The organism is Streptosporangium sp. NPDC000509, assembly GCF_042898365.1.
Classification (GTDB): domain Bacteria; phylum Actinomycetota; class Actinomycetes; order Streptosporangiales; family Streptosporangiaceae; genus Streptosporangium.
Genome location: NZ_JBIAYX010000001.1, coordinates 168,172 through 184,763 on the forward strand (window position 1 = coordinate 168,172; position 16,592 = coordinate 184,763).

Sequence of the window (16,592 nt, forward strand, 5' to 3'; positions counted from 1 at the left end):
TAGTAGACCGGAAGGTCGTTACGATCCGCCCATGTCTGCTCGCCGGATCCTCATCACCGCGGTGATCGCCGCGTTATCCCTGGTCACCGCATGCAGTGGCGGCGGTGCCTCCGACGGCACGACAGCCCTTCCCAGCGGGGCGGATCTGGTCAAGAAGTCCGCGGAGGCGACACGCTCCGTGAAGTCCGCCACCTTCTCCCTGGAGACCGAGGGCACCCCGCCCGTACCGGTCAAGAAGGCCTCCGGTCGTCTCAGCGGGACCGGCGACGCGGACGGCACCCTCCAGATCGACGTACTGGGCAGTCTCCAGGAGATCAACTTCGTGCTGATCGGGGAGACCGTCCACTTCAAGGGCGTGACCGGTGGCTTCCAGCAGATGTCGCGGAGCCAGCTGGCGGCGATCTACGACCCGTCCGCCATCCTCAACCCGGAGAAGGGCGTCGTACAGCTACTGACCAACGCACTCGACGCGAAGACCCAGGCGGCGGAGAAGCTGGACGGCGTCGACACCTACCGGGTCTCGGCGACGCTCTCCCAGCAGGTGCTCGCCACGATGGTGCCCGGTCTCACGCAGAATGTCGACGCGGTGCTCTGGATCGACAAGGCCACCAACCGGCTTCTCAAGGCGGACCTGCCACTGACCGACGGCAAGGTGATCGTGGCCTTCGGCGACTACGACGTGCCGGTCCAGATCACCGCTCCGGCGGAGTGACGGTGACCCGCACGGTGATTCGCACGGTGACCCGCAGATGACCCACGCCGTCTCGGGCGACGCCCTCCCCACCCGGCGGCGAACCGCCCTCGGCGTCGGCGGCACCGCGGTGCTGCTCGCGGCCCTGGACGCCTACGTCGTGGTGACCGTCCTCGTCGACATCGCGAGGGACGTCGACGTTCCCCTCAACCACCTGGAGCGGGCCACCCCGATCGTCACCGGTTTCCTGCTCGGCTACATCGCGGCCATGCCGCTGCTCGGCCAGCTCTCCGACCGGTACGGCAGGCGCCCGCTCATCCACCTGTGCCTGGCGGGCTTCGCAGCGGGTTCGGTGATCACCGCACTGGGCGAGACCGTGCCCTGGCTCGTCGCGGGGCGGACCCTGCAGGGGGTCGCGGGCGGCGCGCTGCTGCCCATCACCATGGCCCTGATCGGGGACCTGTGGGAGGAGGACGAGCGTCCGGTGGCACTCGGCGCGGTGGGGTCGGCCCAGGAACTCGGCAGCGTGCTGGGTCCCCTGTACGGCGCTGCCCTCGCCGCCCTCGTCCCCGCCGGGCTCCAGATCGGCGGCGTGCAACTCGGCGGCTGGCGGTCGATCTTCTGGCTGAACGTCCCGCTGGTGGCCCTGGCGGCGGTGGCCGTGCAGCGGTCGGTGCCGCCGCCCTCCCGCGACAGGGAACCCGGGGCGGGAAAGCGCGTCGACGTGGTGGGCGGGCTGCTGCTCGCGCTCTCGCTCGGCCTGCTCGTGGCCGGTCTCTACAACCCCGACCCCGGCCGGTCGGTCCTCCCCCCGTGGGGCATGCCCATGATCGTCGCCGGGGTCGTGTCCGGCGCGGCGTTCGTCGCCTGGGAGTGGCGCTCCGCGACCCGGCTGATCGACATGACGGGGGTGCGGCGCGGCCCGTTCTTCGCCACGCTCGGGGTGAGCTTCCTGACCGGCGCCGCGCTGCTGGTCACCCTGGTCGACGTGCAGCTGTCGGCGCAGACACTGCTGGGGCTCGACAGCCTGGACGGCGCCCTGGTGCTGTCGCGCTTCCTCGTCGCGCTCTCGGTCGCCGCGCTGGTGGGCGGCGTGATGGCCCGCCGCTACGGCGAGCGCGCGGTGACGGTGCTCGGGCTCGCGGTGGCCACGGCCGGGTACGCGCGCATCGGCCAGTGGCCCCTGGACCTGGCCTCGGCCGGATACCGCACGGACGTCGACCTCGTCGTCGCCGGCCTGGGTCTCGGCCTGGTGATCGCACCGGTCTCCTCCGCGGTGCTGCGGGCCGTGCCCGCCGTCCAGCACGGGGTGGCCTCGGCGGCGGTGGTCGTGGCCCGGATGATGGGCATGCTGCTCGGCGTCGCCGCGCTGTCCGCGTGGGGCTTCCACCGCTTCCAGTCACTCACCGCCGACCTGGACACGCCGCTGCCCTTCGGGGTGGACCCCGTCGTGTACGCCGGGCGGCTCGCCGAGTACCAGGAAAAGGTGAAGGAGGCGCTGCACATCGAGTACAGCGAGATCTTCCTGATCACGGCCGTCCTGTGCGGGGTGGGCGCGCTGGTCGCGCTGCTCCTGCCCCGCGGGTCCCGGCGGGCCGACCGAGCCTGACCCGGACACCTCGCCAGGAAACGGGGCGGGCCGGAACCAACCCCGCGGGGGCGGTCAGGCGAAGTAGCGCAGCCACACGTACACCCACGCCATGAGCGTGCTCAGCACCGTCACCACGATCCCGTACTTGGTGAACTGCCAGAAGCTGATCGGGTGTCCCGTCCGCGCCGCGATGCCGATCGCGACCACGTTCGCGCTGGCCGCGACCGCCGTACCGTTGCCGCCGAAGTCGGCGCCCAGCGCGAACGCCCACCACAGCGCCTGCCCGGTCGCCGGGTCGGGGGCCTGCGCCACCATCCCCTCGACGACCGGTGCCATCGTCGCGACGTAGGGGATGTTGTCGAAGAACGCCCCCAGCACGCTGGAGCCGAACAGCAGCGACGTCGCCGCGAGGAAGTAGTCGTCACCGACCACGTTGATGGCCCACGTCCCGATCGTCGCGATCACACCGGTCTGGACCAGACCCGCGACCATCACGAACAGTCCCATGAAGAACACCAGCGTCGGCCACTCGACCTCCGCCAGCACCTCCGAGACCGACAGGCGCGATATCAGGAGCATCACCCCCGCTCCCACGAGGGCGACGATGGACGGCTCGATGTGCACCACCGCGTGCATCCCGAACCCCACCACCACCACGGCGAGCACCGCCAGGCACCGCACGAGCAGACGTGGATCGGTGATCGCCCGCTTCTCCTGCAGGGCCATCACCGCGGAGACGTGCTCGGGGTTGTACTGGAAGGAGCTCCTGAACAACACCTTGGTCAGCAGGACGAACGCGGCGAAGATGACGACCACGATGGGCGCCATGTGCACCAGGAAGTCATTGAACGTGAGCCCCGCCCGGCTGCCGATGATGATGTTGGGCGGGTCCCCGATGAGGGTGGCCGCGCCACCGATGTTGGAGGCGAGCACCTCCGCGATCAGGTAGGGCTGCGCCGGGATCCGCAGCCGGTCGCACACGACCACCGTGACCGGCGCCACCAGCATGATCGTGGTGACGTTGTCGAGGAAGGGCGAGGCGATCGCTGTGATCACCATCAGCATGACCATCAGCCGGTACGGATCGCCCTTGGACCGCTTGGCGGCCCAGATCGCCAGGTAGTCGAAGATCCCCGTCTGCTTGATGATCCCTACGATGATCATCATTCCGAGCAGCAGGAAGATGACGTTCCAGTCGATGCCCTCGTGCTCGGAGAAGAAGACCTCCGATCCCGGTATCAGCCCCAGGACCGCCATCACACCGGCGGCGATGAGGACCACCTTGACCTTGTTGGCCTTCTCGGTGGCGATGAAGAAGAACGCGATTAGAAAGATCGACAGGGCGAGCAGCGCGCTCAAGACTCACCCAGACCGAAGACCGCCAGGCTGGTGAGGAGCCGCTCCAGCGTGATCGCCCCGATCAGTGAGGCGTCTCGATCGACCACGGCCACGATCGGGCTGCGCGTCCTGGCCATCAGCGCGGCCACCTCGAGCAGGTTCGCCGTCGTGGAGACGGTCACCGGCCTGGCGGCATCGCGCGGCAGGCAGTCACCGACCGTGCGATTGCCCAGCTCCTGCCAGAACTGGTCCGCGTAGTCCTCGTCGATGGTCCTGGCGAGGGCGGGATCCTCCTGGTAGGAACCGGGCACGGCGAGCCGCAGCACCTGGGTGCCGGGGAGCACCACCTTGGGCCGCGAGAGGTCGTCCACGATGATGAGCCCCGGCAGGCGGCCGATCACCATGATCCTGACCGCCTTCGCGACGGAGTCACCCCTGGTGACCGTCGGAATGGTCACCGCGATGTCGCGCGCTTGCATGGCACCTTCCCGTCGGAGGAGGTGGCGTACCGCGGGCGGTGTGCTCACGAGGCCCCTCCTGTGCTCCCTGTGACCCCTGCGGCCTTCGTGGCCCTGGCGATGTCGGCCATCCGTCGTTCGAGGGCGGCGAGCCTGTCGTCCACCGACCGGCTGTGCAGGACCTGCGCGATCTGGTCGGCCTCGTCCTGCTCCAGCGCGATGGCCTGCGCCGGCTCGTCGCCCGCGCCGTACACCAGAAGCCGCCGCGGTCCGTCGCCCTCCACCATGACCGCGAGTCGCTGGCCGTCTCGGGTGGCGAAGTGAAACAGGGTTCCCGTACCGGGTACGGTCGTGCGGGTGATGTCCATATCGGCGATCACTTCCTTCCACTCGTGGTCGCCGTCACGACGCGAGTCGTTCCGCCCAGCGGATCAGGTCCTCGCGGCGCCGCACCTCGACGCGGGTGATCGCCACCAGTGCCACCTCGACGCCCCAGTGGCGGGCCTCGTCACCGGCCGCGCAGACGAGGTCGACCCGCTTGGACAGCCGGGACAGGTCGCGCCGCCCGACGTAGTCGCGGACCTCCGCCTCGACGGCGGCGAGTTTGGCGGCGTCCGGTGAGCCCGGGTAGGAGGCGCACGCCACGGGATCGGCGATGAAGGCTCGGGCGGCCGCGTTCACCGTGATCGTGACACCGTCGCGGGTGACGGCGTCCAGCCAGAGAATGCCGACATCGCTCGTACCCATAGCCCTCTCCCGTCTGCCGGTGCTCGCCGCCCTTTCATCCCATCGGTCCCACCTCTTCTCCGCCATTGGGGTCGGCACCCATCTGAGCAGGGGTGAAACATGTAGGGACGGCACAGGGGTATGGGAGACACCCCGGATGGACAGGCCCGTGCCGCAACGAGGAAGCTGGTCAGATGAGCGAACGCACCCACCGTCAAGCAGGGGCGCGCAGTCCGGGGCGCATCCTGTTCAGGCGGCTGTTCGCGATCAACGGGCTGGTCTTCACCGTCGGTACGCTGGTGCTCGCCCTCTCACCGGCCACCGTCTCCTCCCCGGTGCTCCTGACCGAGATCCCGGTGCTGACGGTCGGCCTGGCGGTGATCCTGACGGCGAACGCCCTGCTCCTGCGCACCAGTCTGGCACCGCTCGACGCGCTCACCGCCCTCATGCAGCGGGTGGACCTGCTGCACCCCCATAATCGGCTGCCCAGCGGCGGCAATCGTGACCTCGCCCACCTGATCGACACCTTCAACGCGATGCTGGACCGGCTGGAGGCCGAACGCAGCGCCAGCAGCGCCCACGCCCTCGCGGCTCAGGAGGGCGAGCGACGCCGCATCGCCCGCGAGCTGCACGACGAGATCGGCCAGAGCCTGACCGTGGTCCTGCTGAGCCTCAAACACGCCGCCAACCGAGCGCCCGAAGATCTGCGAGAGGACCTGCACGCGGTGCAGGAGAGCGTCCGCGCGAGCCTGGACGAGGTGGGGCAGGTCGCCCGCCGCCTGCGTCCCGGCGTCCTGGAAGACCTCGGCCTGCAGAGCGCCCTCAGCGCGCTGAGCAGCGACTTCTCCCAGAGCACCGGCGTTCCCGTGACACGCAGGGTCGAGGCGGACCTGCCCTCGCTGAGCGAGGACGTCGAGCTGGTCCTCTACCGCATCGCCCAGGAGGGCCTGACCAACGCGGCCAGGCACGCCAAGGCGTCCAGTGTCGAGCTGTCGCTCACCGTCCGGCCCGGCGTCCTGGAACTGCGCATCACCGACGACGGCCGCGGCGGCGTACGCCAGGACGGGGCGGGGATCCGCGGAATGCGGGAGCGCGCCCTGCTCATCGGCGCCCAGCTGACCGTGACCTCTCCGCAGGACGGCGGCACCGACGTCCGCCTCACCGTACCGGTCGCCGACACCGAACGGAGAGCCTCATGAGCACTGTGACCCCCGGGACCCCCGTGACCCCCGTGAGCGTCTCGAGCCCCACCAGGATCCTGCTCGCCGACGACCACGCCCTGGTGCGCCGCGGACTGCGGCTCATCCTGGACGCCGAGCCCGACCTCACGGTGGTGGCCGAGGCCGCCAACGGCGCCGAAGCGGTGGAGGCGGCCACTCCCGAGGGGGTCGACCTCGCCATCCTCGACATCGCGATGCCTCGCATGACCGGCCTGCAGGCGGCCCGCGAGATCTCACGGCGCGCCCCCGGCATCCGGCTGCTGATCCTGTCGATGTACGACAACGAGCAGTACTTCTTCGAGGCGCTCAAGGCGGGAGCCTCGGGCTACGTGCTGAAGTCGGTGGCCGACCGCGACCTGCTGGAGGCGTGCAGGGCGGCGATGCGCGGCGAGCCGTTCCTCTACCCGGGTGCCGTCACCGCCCTGATCCGGCACTACCTGCAGCGCGACAGGATGGGACAGAGCATGCCCGACAGCATCCTCACCCCACGCGAGGAGGAGATCGTCAAGCTGATCGCCGAGGGCAACTCCGCCAAGCAGGTCGCCGAGACCCTCTTCATCAGCGTGAAGACCGTCGACCGGCATCGCGCCAACATCCTGCAGAAGCTCGGCATGCGCGACCGGCTCGACCTCACCCGCTACGCCATCCGCGCCGGCCTGATCGAACCCTGACCCGCCACCCCCGCGGGCCTGATCGACACGAACAGCACGAACCTCGGCGGCGGGGAGGGTGCCACCCGCCTTCGATCGATCAGTCCTCTCCGCTTCGGCCAGACGAGAATCGCCGTCACACCGGAAACCTGGCTCACCCTCCTCGACCACGTACACGCCGATGATCTCGCTCCGCGGAAGCTGGGCGCCCCCGCCCTTTTCGCTGACCATCTCCTCATCGGCTTCGGCGGCGACCGCGTCACGATCCAGGACAGCGACACCCCGCCCACAACCACCGTCACCTACACACTCGGCGAATGGCACACGTTCCTCGACGGGGTGACCCACGACGACGAGTTCACCCTCCCCTGGCTCCTCGGCACCCCGATCGGCGCCTGACCCTCGGGAAACGACGAACGGCCCGGCGTGGGCCGGGCCGTTCGCGGTGAGGCTCTTACTTCTTCTGCCCCTGGCGCTTCTCGCGGATCTTCATGGTGACCTCGATGGGCGACCCGGCGAAGCCGAACTCCTCGCGGATCCGACGCTCGATGAAGCGGCGGTAGGTCTCCTCCAGGAAGCCCGAGGTGAACAGCACGAACTTCGGCGGCTCCGTCGACGCCTGCGTGGCGAAGAGGATCTTGGGCTGCTTGCCGCTGCGGACCGGGGGCGGGGTCGCCGCGACCAGGTCGGTCAGGAAGGCGTTGAGCCTGGCGGTGGGCACCCGGGTCGACCAGGAGTCGAGCGCCTTCTCGATCGCGGGGACGATCCGGTCGACGTGCCAGCCGTTCTTCGCGGAGATGTTGATCCGCAGCGCCCACGGCACGCGGACGAGCTGGCGGTCGATCTCCTTCTCCAGGTAGTAGCGGCGGTCCTCGTCCAGCAGGTCCCACTTGTTGAACGCCACGACCATGCACCGGCCGGACTCGATCACCAGGGAGATGATCCGCAGGTCCTGCTCGGTCAGCACCTCGCTCGCGTCGATGAGCACGACCGCGATCTCCGAGCGCTCCAGGGCCCCCCGGGTGCGCATGCTCGCGTAGAAGTCGGCGCCCTTGAGCTCACGATCGCGCCGCCTGATTCCGGCGGTGTCGACGAAGCGCCAGGTCTTGCCGCCGAGTTCGATCAGCTCGTCCACCGGGTCGCGGGTGGTGCCCGCCATCGGGTCGACGAGCACCCGCTCGGCACCCGCCAGCTTGTTCAGCAGCGAGGACTTGCCCACGTTGGGCTTGCCGACCAGGGCGACCCTGCGCGGACCGCGCTCGGGACCGAAGCGCTGCTCGGGCGTCTCGGGCAGCTTGTCGAGGATCACGTCCAGCAGGTCACCGCTGGAGCGGCCGTGCAGGGCCGAGACCGGCTGCGGCTCGCCCAGGCCGAGGGACCACAGCCCGGCGGCCTCCAGCTCCATCTGCTGGTTGTCGACCTTGTTGGCGGCGAGGATGACCGGCTTGCCCGATCCGCGCAGCACGTGGCCGACGATCTCGTCCGCGTCGGTCACGCCCACGACGGCGTCGACCACGAACAGGATCACATCGGCCAGCTCGGCCGCGACCTGGGCCTGCTCCGCGATCTTCAGCGCCATACCGGTCGCGTCGGGGTCCCAGCCTCCGGTGTCGACCACCGTGAACCGGCGCCCCCGCCATGTGGCGTCGTAGGTGACCCGGTCGCGTGTCACCCCCGGCACGTCCTCCACGACCGCCTCCCGGCGGCCGATGATCCGGTTGACCAGGGTGGACTTGCCCACGTTGGGGCGGCCCACCACGGCCACGACCGGCTGCGGGGAGGTGTCGGGCCCCGCCTCCCGCTGCGAGCTGTCATCGGTCCCTGAATCGGCGAGCTCCGCGTCGATCCAGCCGTTGTCGTCGTCGTATTCCCCGGTCACGCTTTTTCCTTAATCACACGCAGTATTTCGGCGATGACCTCTTCGAGGTTCAGCGCCGTGGTGTCGAGCTCGACGGCGTCGGCCGCCTTCGCCAGCGGGTCTGCCTTCCTGGTCGAGTCGAGGGTGTCGCGGCGGGCCATCGCGGCCCGCTGGGCGTCCACCGTGGTGCCGCTCAATTCCGCCGTGCGGCGCAGGGCCCTGGCGTCCGCGCTCGCGGTCAGGTAGATCTTGACCGCGGCGTCGGGCGCCACCACCGTGCCGATGTCACGGCCCTCGACGACGATGCCGCCCTCGCCGATGATCTCACGCTGCTCGGCCACCAGACGGCGCCGCACCTCGGGCACCGCGCTCACCGCCGAGACGGCCGCGGTCACCTCCGCGGTGCGGATCGGTGCGAGGGCGTCGACGCCGTCGACCGCGATCACCGGCGCGTCCGGGTCGGTGCCCAGCGTGAGAACCGGGTCGAGCGCCCTGGCGGCGATCGCCTCGGGATCGGCGAGGTCGACGCCCCGCTGGAGCATCCACCAGGTGATCGCCCTGTACATCGCGCCGGTATCGAGATAACGCAGCCCCAGGGCTCGCGCCACTCCTCGCGACGCGCTCGACTTGCCCGATCCCGAAGGACCATCCATGGCGACGACCAGTCCGGTCACGACGCGCCTCTCCCTTACAGCCCGCTTCAATTGTCCGTACGAGGCTACCGGGATGCGGGAAGGAACCGCGCATCGAACAGGGGCGCCCGCTCCGGAGATGAGCGGGCCTTACGGGACAGGCTCGCTCAGGACGCGGGATGCGCGAGGCCCACCCGGACATGAGCGGGTCTCACGCGAGATCCCCCGGAGGGCGGGGCGGGTTCGGCGGCGGGCTCCGCCGAACCCTTGACGGATCGTCGTGCGAACACCGCGTGATCACACAGGGGCGAGGATCACGGCAGGTGCCAGCCGTTGGCGCGCAGCGCCTCGGCCAGCGCCGTCACCGCCTCAGGCTGCACCCACAGGTCGGCGGCGCCCAGCGGCAGGCCGGGGGCGTGCTCAAGCCTGACGTCCTCGATGTTGACGCCCGCCTCCTTGGCCACCTGGAACAGCCGGGCGAGCTCGCCGGGACGGTCGCCGATGATGACCTGGACGACCGCGTAGGTGCGCGCGGGACCACCGTGCTTGCCGGGAATCCTGCCCGTACCCGTGACGCCCCGGTGCAGCAGATCGGTGACCCGGGTCATCGCGCCGGAATCGGCGGAGACCGCCGAGGCACGCAGAGAGGCCGCCGCGGCGGCGAGGTCGGCCGCGACAGCCTCCAGCACCTCGGCCACCGGCAGCGCGTTACCCGACAGGATCCCGGTCCAGAGCCTCGGGTCGCTCGCCGCGACGCGGGTGACGTCGCGCACCCCGGGGCCGGCCAGGCCGAGCGCGGTGACCGGCGCCTCCGCGAGGCGGGCGGCCACCGCCGAGGCGGCCACGTGGGGGGCGTGCGAGACGACCGCGACGGCCCTGTCGTGCTCCGCGGCGGCGATCCTGACCGCCTCGCCCCCGCACAGCTTGACCAGCCCGTGCAGGGCCTCCACGGCGTCCGGTGAGGTCTCCTCGGTCGGGCACAGCGCCCACGGGCGCCCGAGGAACAGGTCCGCGCGCGCCGCGGCGGGGCCGGAACGCTCACGTCCGGCGAGCGGGTGCCCGGCGACATAGGTCGTCAGGTCGCAGCCGAGGCTCGCGGCCTCCCTGATCGGGAGCGCCTTGACGCTCGCCACATCGGTGTAGAAACGGGCCGCTCCGGCGCTCTGCAGGGCGGCGAGCTGCCCGGCGACCGCCTGCGGCGGGACCGCGATGATCGCGATGTCCACGGTCACGCCCTCGGCCCACTCGACACCGGCGCCCAGCTCCCGCGCCAACCGCAGGGATCCCGCGTCGCGATCGGCCAGATGGACGGCCACGCCCTGCTCGCGCAGGGCCAGGGCGATCGAGGTGCCGATCAGGCCCGTACCGACGACCAGGACGCTTTCAAGGCCGCTCACGCGCGTTCCTCCGAGGTGACTCCTCCGCTCCCTGAAGGGAGCGGCTTCTCGCTTCCCTCAGTCGAGGTAGGCGACGGCCAAGCCCTGACCGTTCCAAACACAGGAACGGTAACAGGGAGGCGACTCACCTGCCGGGTAAACCTGGCAGTCCCCTCGCCAAGAACGACGGTGACGCACGAGGAATTCACTGGGCGATGTCCACGCGCAGGGCGACCGCGCCACGAAGGTAGACGTGCTGGATGTCCTGGCGGGGCCGGTCGACGTCGACGTGCGCCATCAGCCGCACCACGCGGGGCAGCGCGCCGGGAACGTCGATCTCGGAGGCGCAGATCAGCGGAACGTCGTGAAAACCGAGCTTGCGGGCGGCCAGAGCGGGAAACTCCGCGGTGAGATCGGGCGTGGCCGTGAAGATCACGCTGATCACGTCATCGGTGGTGAGCCTGTTGCGCCCCATCACCTCCGTCACCAACTCGGTGACGCCGGAGAGGATCTCGTCCCGGTCGTTGGCACCGACCTGGATCGCTCCTCGGATCGCCCGCATCATCGCCGCACCTCCACTTCACCGCGCCGGATCACCCTCAGGGTGATCCGGCGCGTCTCAATACATGTTTCAGGAAGGCTACAACCCGACGGCGGCGTAGAGCTCTCCGACTTCCGTGAGGGTCAGTGCCCGGACGGTGCCCGGCTTGAGGCGGCCGAGCTTGACCGGGCCGAACTCGATGCGTGCCAGGTCGATGACCGGGTGCCCGACCTCCTCCAGCATGCGCCGGACGATGTGCTTGCGCCCCTCGTGCAGCACGATCTCGACCAGGGCCTGCTGACCGTGCTCCTGAACCAGGGCGAAGGAGTCGGCCTTGGCCAGGCCGTCCTCCAGCTCGATGCCCTTCTTCAGGCGGCGGCCGAGGTCGCGCTCGATCCGGCCGGGAACCTTCGCCCAGTACTTCTTCTGGACACCGTAGCTCGGATGGGTGAGCCTGTTGGCCAGTTCTCCGTCGTTGGTGAGCAGGATGAGCCCCTCGGTCTCGGTGTCGAGGCGGCCCACGTGGAACAACCGCTCGGTGCGGTCGGCCACGAAGTCGGCCAGCGAGGGGCGGCCGTCCGGGTCGGACATGGTGCTGACGACGCCGATCGGCTTGTTGATCGCGAGGTAGACCAGGTCGGGCATGGTCGGCAGGCGCTTGCCGTCGACGTGGATGACCTGCCTGGTGGGATCGACCCGGGCGCCGAAGCGGCGGACCACCTGACCGTCGACCGTCACCCGGCCCTCGCCGATCATGTCCTCGCAGGCCCGGCGGCTGGCGACGCCCGCCTGGGCGAGCACCTTCTGCAGCCGGATGCCGTCGGGGACCTCGGTGGTGTCGCGCTCGTCGGTGTAGTCGCGGTCGTAGAAGTCGGAGTCGCGCTTGGGCTGGCGAGAGGTCTTGAACCGGTCGTTCGCGATCGTCCCCGGCCTGAGCGGCGCCTTCGCCTTGGGCGCGCGGCTGGCGGCCCGGTCCGAGGGTGCACGGCGCTCGCCGTACGCCTCGGCGCGGTTGCCGCCGATGGTCTGGATCTCGTCCCGGCGCCCGGTCCTGCCGAAGCGGCCACGGGAACCACCACCGGCGGGCGCGTCACCGCGACCACGGTCGGAGCCGGGCCTGCCACGCGAGCCGTCGCGCTCCGCGCGGAAGCCACCGCGGTCGTCACGGCGCGGGCCGTCGGAACGGTAACCGCCCTGGGAACCGCCGGAGGGCCGCTCGTACCGGCTCCGCGAACCGTCACGCTCCGCGCGGAAACCACCACGATCATCGCGGCGCGGAGCGTCGGAACGGTAACCACTCTGCGAACCGCCGCGGTCGTCGCGGCGGGGACCGTCGGAACGGTAACCGCCCTGGGAACCGCCCGAGGGCCGCTCGTACCGGCTCCGCGAACCGTCACGCTCCGCGCGGAAACCACCACGATCGTCACGACGCGGACCGTCGGAACGGTAACCGCCCTGCGAACCACCGAAGGACGAACCACCACGGTCATCACGGCGCGGGCCGTCGGAACGGTAACCACCGGAGGACGAGCCGCCACGATCGTCGCGACGCGGACCGTCTGAACGGTAGCCACCGGAGGGCGAGCCACCGCGATCGTCACGGCGCGGGCCTTCGGAGCGGTAACCGCCCCGCGAACCCCCCTGGGAGCCGCCGGAGGGCCGCTCGTACCGGCTCCGCGAACCGTCACGCTCCGCGCGGAAACCACCACGATCATCGCGGCGCGGAGCGTCGGAACGGTAACCACTCTGCGAACCGCCGCGGTCGTCGCGGCGCGGACCGTCGGAACGGTAACCGCCCTGGGAGCCTCCACGGGAGGAGCCGGAGGAGGATCCGCCTCGGGAGGACCCGCCCCTGAATCCACCGGACTGCGAGCCCCCACGGGGATTGCCACCGCGCGGGGCTCCGCCACGGCCTTGACCGCGTCCATCACCGGACGGGGTACTGCGCCTGTCGTTCACTACTTCTGCTCCTCTAGGGATTCCATGTCGTCGGGCAGGAAGGGCGCCAGTTCGGGAAGCTCACCGAGCTCCCGCAGGCCCATCCGCTCGAGAAAATACGAACTTGTCCGGTAGAGCACGGCTTGGCTCTCCGGTTCGGTGCCGGCCTCCTCGACCAGCCCTCTCGTCATCAGCGTGCGCATGACGCCGTCGCTGTTGACACCGCGGATGGCCGCCACCCGGGCCCGGCTCACCGGCTGCCGGTAGGCGACCACGGCCAGGGTCTCCAGAGCGGCCTGGGTGAGGCGCGTCTGCTGGCCGTCACGGACGAACCGCTCCACGAGCGGCGCGCACTCGGCCCGCGTGTAGAACCGCCAGCCGCCCGCGACCTCTCTCAGGTCAAAACCCCTCCCGGAAGCGGTGTATTCCGCCGAAAGCTCACGAATCGCCCGGCTGATCTCGTGGACGGGCCGCTCCAGAACCTGGGCGAGAGTCACCTCCGCGACGGGCTCGTCGACCACCAGCAGGATGGCCTCCAGCCCGGCGCGCAGGTCCGGCTCGGCACTCGGGCCGACCTCGGCCCGCGAACCGGGCTCTGCGCTCGGACCCGCCCCGGCATTCGAACCGGGCTCGCCGAACGGTCCGGCCTCAGCGCGCGAACCGGGCTCGGCTCGCGCCTCGGGGTCGGCGTACGGTCCGGCCCCGGCACGCGGACCGGCCTCGGGTGCCAGGTCAGTCATCGGCGGGCTCTTCCTTCTGGCTGTTCAGGGTCTCGTCGTAGTCGTCGGCCACGGCGACGTCGCCGTCGTCACTGCCGGTCCAGGTCACGTGCAACTCCCCGAGAGGCTCCACCTGCTCGAAGGAGACGGCGGCCTCCCGGTAGAGCTCCAGGACGGCCAGGAAACGCGCGACGACCTCGAAGGTGCCGGCGCAGTCGGAGGTGAGGGCCCGGAAAGTCGCCCGGCGCAACCGCCGCAGCCGCTCGACAAGGATAACCGCCTGCTCGCGGACATTGGCGAGCGGTTGGTAGATGTGGGCCACCGAGACCGACGGGGGCGCCTTGGGGGCGAAGGCCCGCCGGGCGATCTCCGCGAGGCGGTCGGGGCCGATGCCGAGGATCAACTCCGGCAGCAGGCTCGCGAACTCGGCCTCCATCGGCACCGTACGGGGGAAGCGCAGCGCCTCCTCGGCCATCCGGCCGGAGAAGACCTTCACGACCTCCTTGTAGGCCCGGTACTGCAGAAGGCGGGCGAACAGCAGGTCACGGGCCTCCAGGAGGGCGAGGTCCTCCTCGTCGTCGACCTCACCCGAGGGCAGCAGCCTCGCGGCCTTGAGATCGAGCAGGGTCGCCGCGACGAGCAGGAAGTGACTCGTCTGGTCCAGGTCCCACTCCGGGCCCCTCGCCCGAATGTAGGAGATGAACTCGTCGGTGACCTGGCTGAGCGAGACCTCGGTGATGTCCAGCTTGTGCTTGGAGATCAGGCCGAGCAGGAGGTCGAAGGGCCCCTCGAAGACCTCCAGATGCACCTTGAAGGTGCCATCGTCGGTCTTCGGCGGCTCGGTCATCCCTCCATTGTCCCGCACCCGGAGGCGAGATCACTGCTCCAGCGCGGCCCACCTGGCCAGGACTTCCCTCGCCAGCTCGCGGTAGGCGCTGGCGCCGAGCGAGGAGGAGTCGAAACTGGTGATGGGCTCACCGGCCACGGTGGCGTCGGGGAAGCGAACCGTCCGGTTGATCACCGTGTGGTAGACCTTGTCGTCGAACGCCTCGACGACCCGGGCCAGCACCTCGCGGCCGTGCAGGGTGCGCGCGTCGTACATGGTGGCGAGCAGGCCCTCGATGACCAGCTCGTCGTTGATGCGCTCCTGGACCTTGATGATGGTGTCCATGAGCAGCGCGACACCGCGCAACGCGAAGAACTCGCACTCCAGCGGCACCATGACGCCGTGCGCGCAGGCGAGCGCGTTGATCGTGAGCAGGCCCAGCGAGGGCTGGCAGTCGATCAGGCACACGTCGTACTCGGGCAGGAGGGGTTTGATCACCCTGCCGAGCACCTGCTCACGGGCGACCTCCGTGACGAGCTGGACCTCGGCGGCCGACAGGTCGATGTTGCTGGGCAGCAGGTCCATGCCCTCGACGCCGGTCTCCAGCAGCACGTCCCTTGCGGTGATCTGCCGCTCCATGAGGAGGTTGTAGACCGTCAGGTCGAGCTGGAGGGGGTTGATCCCGAGGCCGACCGAGAGGGCGCCCTGCGGGTCGAAGTCGACCAGCAGGACCTTGAGCCCGGCCTCCGCCAGCGCGGCGCCCAGGTTGATGGTGGTGGTCGTCTTGCCGACGCCGCCCTTCTGGTTGACCATGGCGACGACCCTCGCCGGCCCGTGCACCGTGCGCGGGGGCGGGTCGGGGAAGACCGGCCGGGGACGTCCGGTCGGGCCGAGGACTCCCCCACTGCGAGGGGTCCCGGCGGTCTTGGTGTCGCCCCAGGGATTCTCGGGGTTTGCCGGGGTCGCTCCCCGGATAGAACCGTCGGCGGTCACAGTCACCAGTCGAACCTCCCTGACGGCCTCTAACCGGACCGTCCGGACGGACACTATGGCGTCAACACGTATGCGGCAAGGCGGCACGCCCGGACATAAGCAAGGTCAATCCCGCGTGCGCGAATGCGCCGCGGCATAGACCTCGCGGAGCTTGTCGACCGTGACCTGCGTGTAGACCTGGGTGGTGGTCACCGAGGCGTGGCCGAGTAGTTCCTGAACCACCCTAACGTCCACACCCCCGTCAAGGAGGTGAGTTGCGAACGAATGTCGCAACATATGTGGCGACACTCCTTCGAGCCCGCCACGCTCGGCGGCGCCCTGAAGGACCTCCCAGGCGCCCTGGCGGGTGAGCCGCCCGCCCCTGGCGTTGAGGAAGAGCCCCGAGGTGCCCCGGCCGTGTGAGGCGATACGGGGCCGCGCGCGGGTGAGGTAGGCGCGCAGCGCCTCCTCCGCGAAGCCTCCCAGCGGCACCAGTCGGGTGCGTCCGCCCTTGCCGCGCAGGCACACCCGCCGGGCCTCGGCACCCAACTCGACGTCGTCGACGGCGAGCCCCACGGCCTCGGAGATACGCGCGCCGGTGCCGTACAGCAGTTCGAGCAGCGCCCGGTTACGCAGCGTGAGCGGGGCTCCGTCCGGTCCCGAGGCGGCGATCAGGCGCTCGACGTCGCGGACGCTGATCGCCTTGGGAAGCCGCCTGAGCTGGCGCGGCGAGCGCACCTCGTGGGCCGGGTCGTGCCGGCAGACTCCCCGGCTCAGCGCGAAGCGGTGCAGGCCGCGCACCGCGGAGACGGCCCGCGCCGCCGAGGCGGCGACGAGGGCCTGGTGCTCGCCGTCGCCTTCCCCGAGCGCCGCCACGAAGGCGGCGACATCACCCTCGGCGATCTGGCCGAAGGTGACGTGGCCGCGCTGCTTGAGATGTTCCACATATCGCAGGAGGTCACGGCGATAGGAGGCCAGGGTGTTGGCGGCCAGGCCCCGCTCCACGGCCAGGTGGGCGAGGTAACTGGAGAGGACGGCCTCCGTCTCGCTCAGAAT

The 16,592-nt window shown here is 70.3% G+C and carries 17 protein-coding genes; 4 read left to right on the forward strand and 13 right to left on the reverse strand.

The genetic code is table 11. The features are described from left to right. Positions 1 to 31: 31 nt before the first annotated feature. A complete protein-coding gene (locus ACFY3D_RS00615; RefSeq protein WP_389973115.1) occupies positions 32 to 712 on the forward strand; it encodes an LppX_LprAFG lipoprotein in 681 nt (226 codons plus the stop codon). A gap of 37 nt (positions 713 to 749) precedes the next feature. Further along, complete coding sequence (locus ACFY3D_RS00620) at positions 750 to 2,300, forward strand: MFS transporter (RefSeq protein ID WP_389973118.1); 1,551 nt, start codon at positions 750 to 752, stop codon at positions 2,298 to 2,300. A 54-nt stretch (positions 2,301 to 2,354) separates the two neighbouring features. On the opposite strand, the gene ACFY3D_RS00625 is transcribed toward ACFY3D_RS00620, so the two are convergent. From ACFY3D_RS00625 to ACFY3D_RS00640, 4 genes are read right to left on the reverse strand one after another with little or no spacing between them, the layout of a single operon-like run. Next, the gene (locus ACFY3D_RS00625; RefSeq protein ID WP_389973121.1) at positions 2,355 to 3,641 is read right to left on the reverse strand and encodes an SLC13 family permease; all 1,287 of its coding nucleotides are present in this window, start codon (positions 3,639 to 3,641) and stop codon (positions 2,355 to 2,357) included. Beyond that, the gene (locus ACFY3D_RS00630; protein ID WP_389973124.1) at positions 3,638 to 4,099 is read right to left on the reverse strand and encodes a CBS domain-containing protein; all 462 of its coding nucleotides are present in this window, start codon (positions 4,097 to 4,099) and stop codon (positions 3,638 to 3,640) included. Before ACFY3D_RS00630 ends, ACFY3D_RS00625 begins: the two co-directional genes overlap by 4 nt. A 44-nt stretch (positions 4,100 to 4,143) precedes the next feature. Continuing rightward, positions 4,144 to 4,446 (reverse strand): hypothetical protein, encoded by a 303-nt coding sequence (locus tag ACFY3D_RS00635; RefSeq protein WP_350948244.1) that lies wholly within the window; start codon positions 4,444 to 4,446, stop codon positions 4,144 to 4,146. A gap of 34 nt (positions 4,447 to 4,480) precedes the next feature. Next, on the reverse strand, positions 4,481 to 4,825 hold the full coding sequence (locus tag ACFY3D_RS00640) for a hypothetical protein (protein WP_362895176.1): 345 nt from the start codon (positions 4,823 to 4,825) through the stop codon (positions 4,481 to 4,483). Positions 4,826 to 4,998: 173 nt separating this feature from the next. Here ACFY3D_RS00640 and ACFY3D_RS00645 point away from each other — a divergent pair, with 173 nt between their 5' ends. Both ACFY3D_RS00645 and ACFY3D_RS00650 read left to right on the forward strand, forming a co-directional pair. Further along, positions 4,999 to 6,003, forward strand: a complete 1,005-nt coding sequence (locus ACFY3D_RS00645; protein ID WP_389973128.1) for a histidine kinase — start codon at positions 4,999 to 5,001, stop codon at positions 6,001 to 6,003. Continuing rightward, positions 6,000 to 6,695: a response regulator transcription factor gene (locus ACFY3D_RS00650; RefSeq protein WP_350948241.1), complete on the forward strand. Its 696-nt coding sequence runs from the start codon at positions 6,000 to 6,002 to the stop codon at positions 6,693 to 6,695. The genes ACFY3D_RS00645 and ACFY3D_RS00650 overlap by 4 nt, the downstream gene beginning before the upstream one ends. 433 nt (positions 6,696 to 7,128) lie before the next feature. Here the strand turns inward: ACFY3D_RS00650 and der are convergent, their stop codons facing one another. The 9 genes from der to ACFY3D_RS00695 all read right to left on the reverse strand — a co-directional run bounded on the left by der (position 7,129) and on the right by ACFY3D_RS00695 (position 16,589). Next, positions 7,129 to 8,553 (reverse strand): ribosome biogenesis GTPase Der, encoded by a 1,425-nt coding sequence (gene der / locus ACFY3D_RS00655; RefSeq protein WP_389973131.1) that lies wholly within the window; start codon positions 8,551 to 8,553, stop codon positions 7,129 to 7,131. Then, positions 8,550 to 9,206: a (d)CMP kinase gene (cmk, locus tag ACFY3D_RS00660; protein WP_362895179.1), complete on the reverse strand. Its 657-nt coding sequence runs from the start codon at positions 9,204 to 9,206 to the stop codon at positions 8,550 to 8,552. Before cmk ends, der begins: the two co-directional genes overlap by 4 nt. 272 nt (positions 9,207 to 9,478) lie before the next feature. Further along, on the reverse strand, positions 9,479 to 10,561 hold the full coding sequence (locus ACFY3D_RS00665; RefSeq protein ID WP_389973134.1) for a prephenate dehydrogenase: 1,083 nt from the start codon (positions 10,559 to 10,561) through the stop codon (positions 9,479 to 9,481). A gap of 184 nt (positions 10,562 to 10,745) precedes the next feature. After that, the gene (aroH, locus tag ACFY3D_RS00670) at positions 10,746 to 11,105 is read right to left on the reverse strand and encodes a chorismate mutase (protein ID WP_350948236.1); all 360 of its coding nucleotides are present in this window, start codon (positions 11,103 to 11,105) and stop codon (positions 10,746 to 10,748) included. Between the two features lie 75 nt (positions 11,106 to 11,180). Beyond that, a complete protein-coding gene (locus ACFY3D_RS00675) occupies positions 11,181 to 13,040 on the reverse strand; it encodes a pseudouridine synthase (protein WP_389973137.1) in 1,860 nt (619 codons plus the stop codon). Next, the gene (scpB, locus tag ACFY3D_RS00680) at positions 13,040 to 13,759 is read right to left on the reverse strand and encodes an SMC-Scp complex subunit ScpB (protein ID WP_389973140.1); all 720 of its coding nucleotides are present in this window, start codon (positions 13,757 to 13,759) and stop codon (positions 13,040 to 13,042) included. Before scpB ends, ACFY3D_RS00675 begins: the two co-directional genes overlap by 1 nt. Then, on the reverse strand, positions 13,752 to 14,585 hold the full coding sequence (locus ACFY3D_RS00685; RefSeq protein WP_350948233.1) for a segregation/condensation protein A: 834 nt from the start codon (positions 14,583 to 14,585) through the stop codon (positions 13,752 to 13,754). The genes scpB and ACFY3D_RS00685 overlap by 8 nt, the downstream gene beginning before the upstream one ends. 30 nt (positions 14,586 to 14,615) lie before the next feature. Further along, positions 14,616 to 15,563 carry a ParA family protein gene (locus tag ACFY3D_RS00690; protein WP_350948232.1) on the reverse strand — a complete coding sequence of 316 codons (948 nt, stop codon included), beginning with the start codon at positions 15,561 to 15,563 and terminating at the stop codon, positions 14,616 to 14,618. 99 nt (positions 15,564 to 15,662) lie between these two features. Next, complete coding sequence (locus ACFY3D_RS00695; protein ID WP_389974312.1) at positions 15,663 to 16,589, reverse strand: tyrosine recombinase; 927 nt, start codon at positions 16,587 to 16,589, stop codon at positions 15,663 to 15,665. Between the last annotated feature and the right edge of the window lie 3 nt (positions 16,590 to 16,592).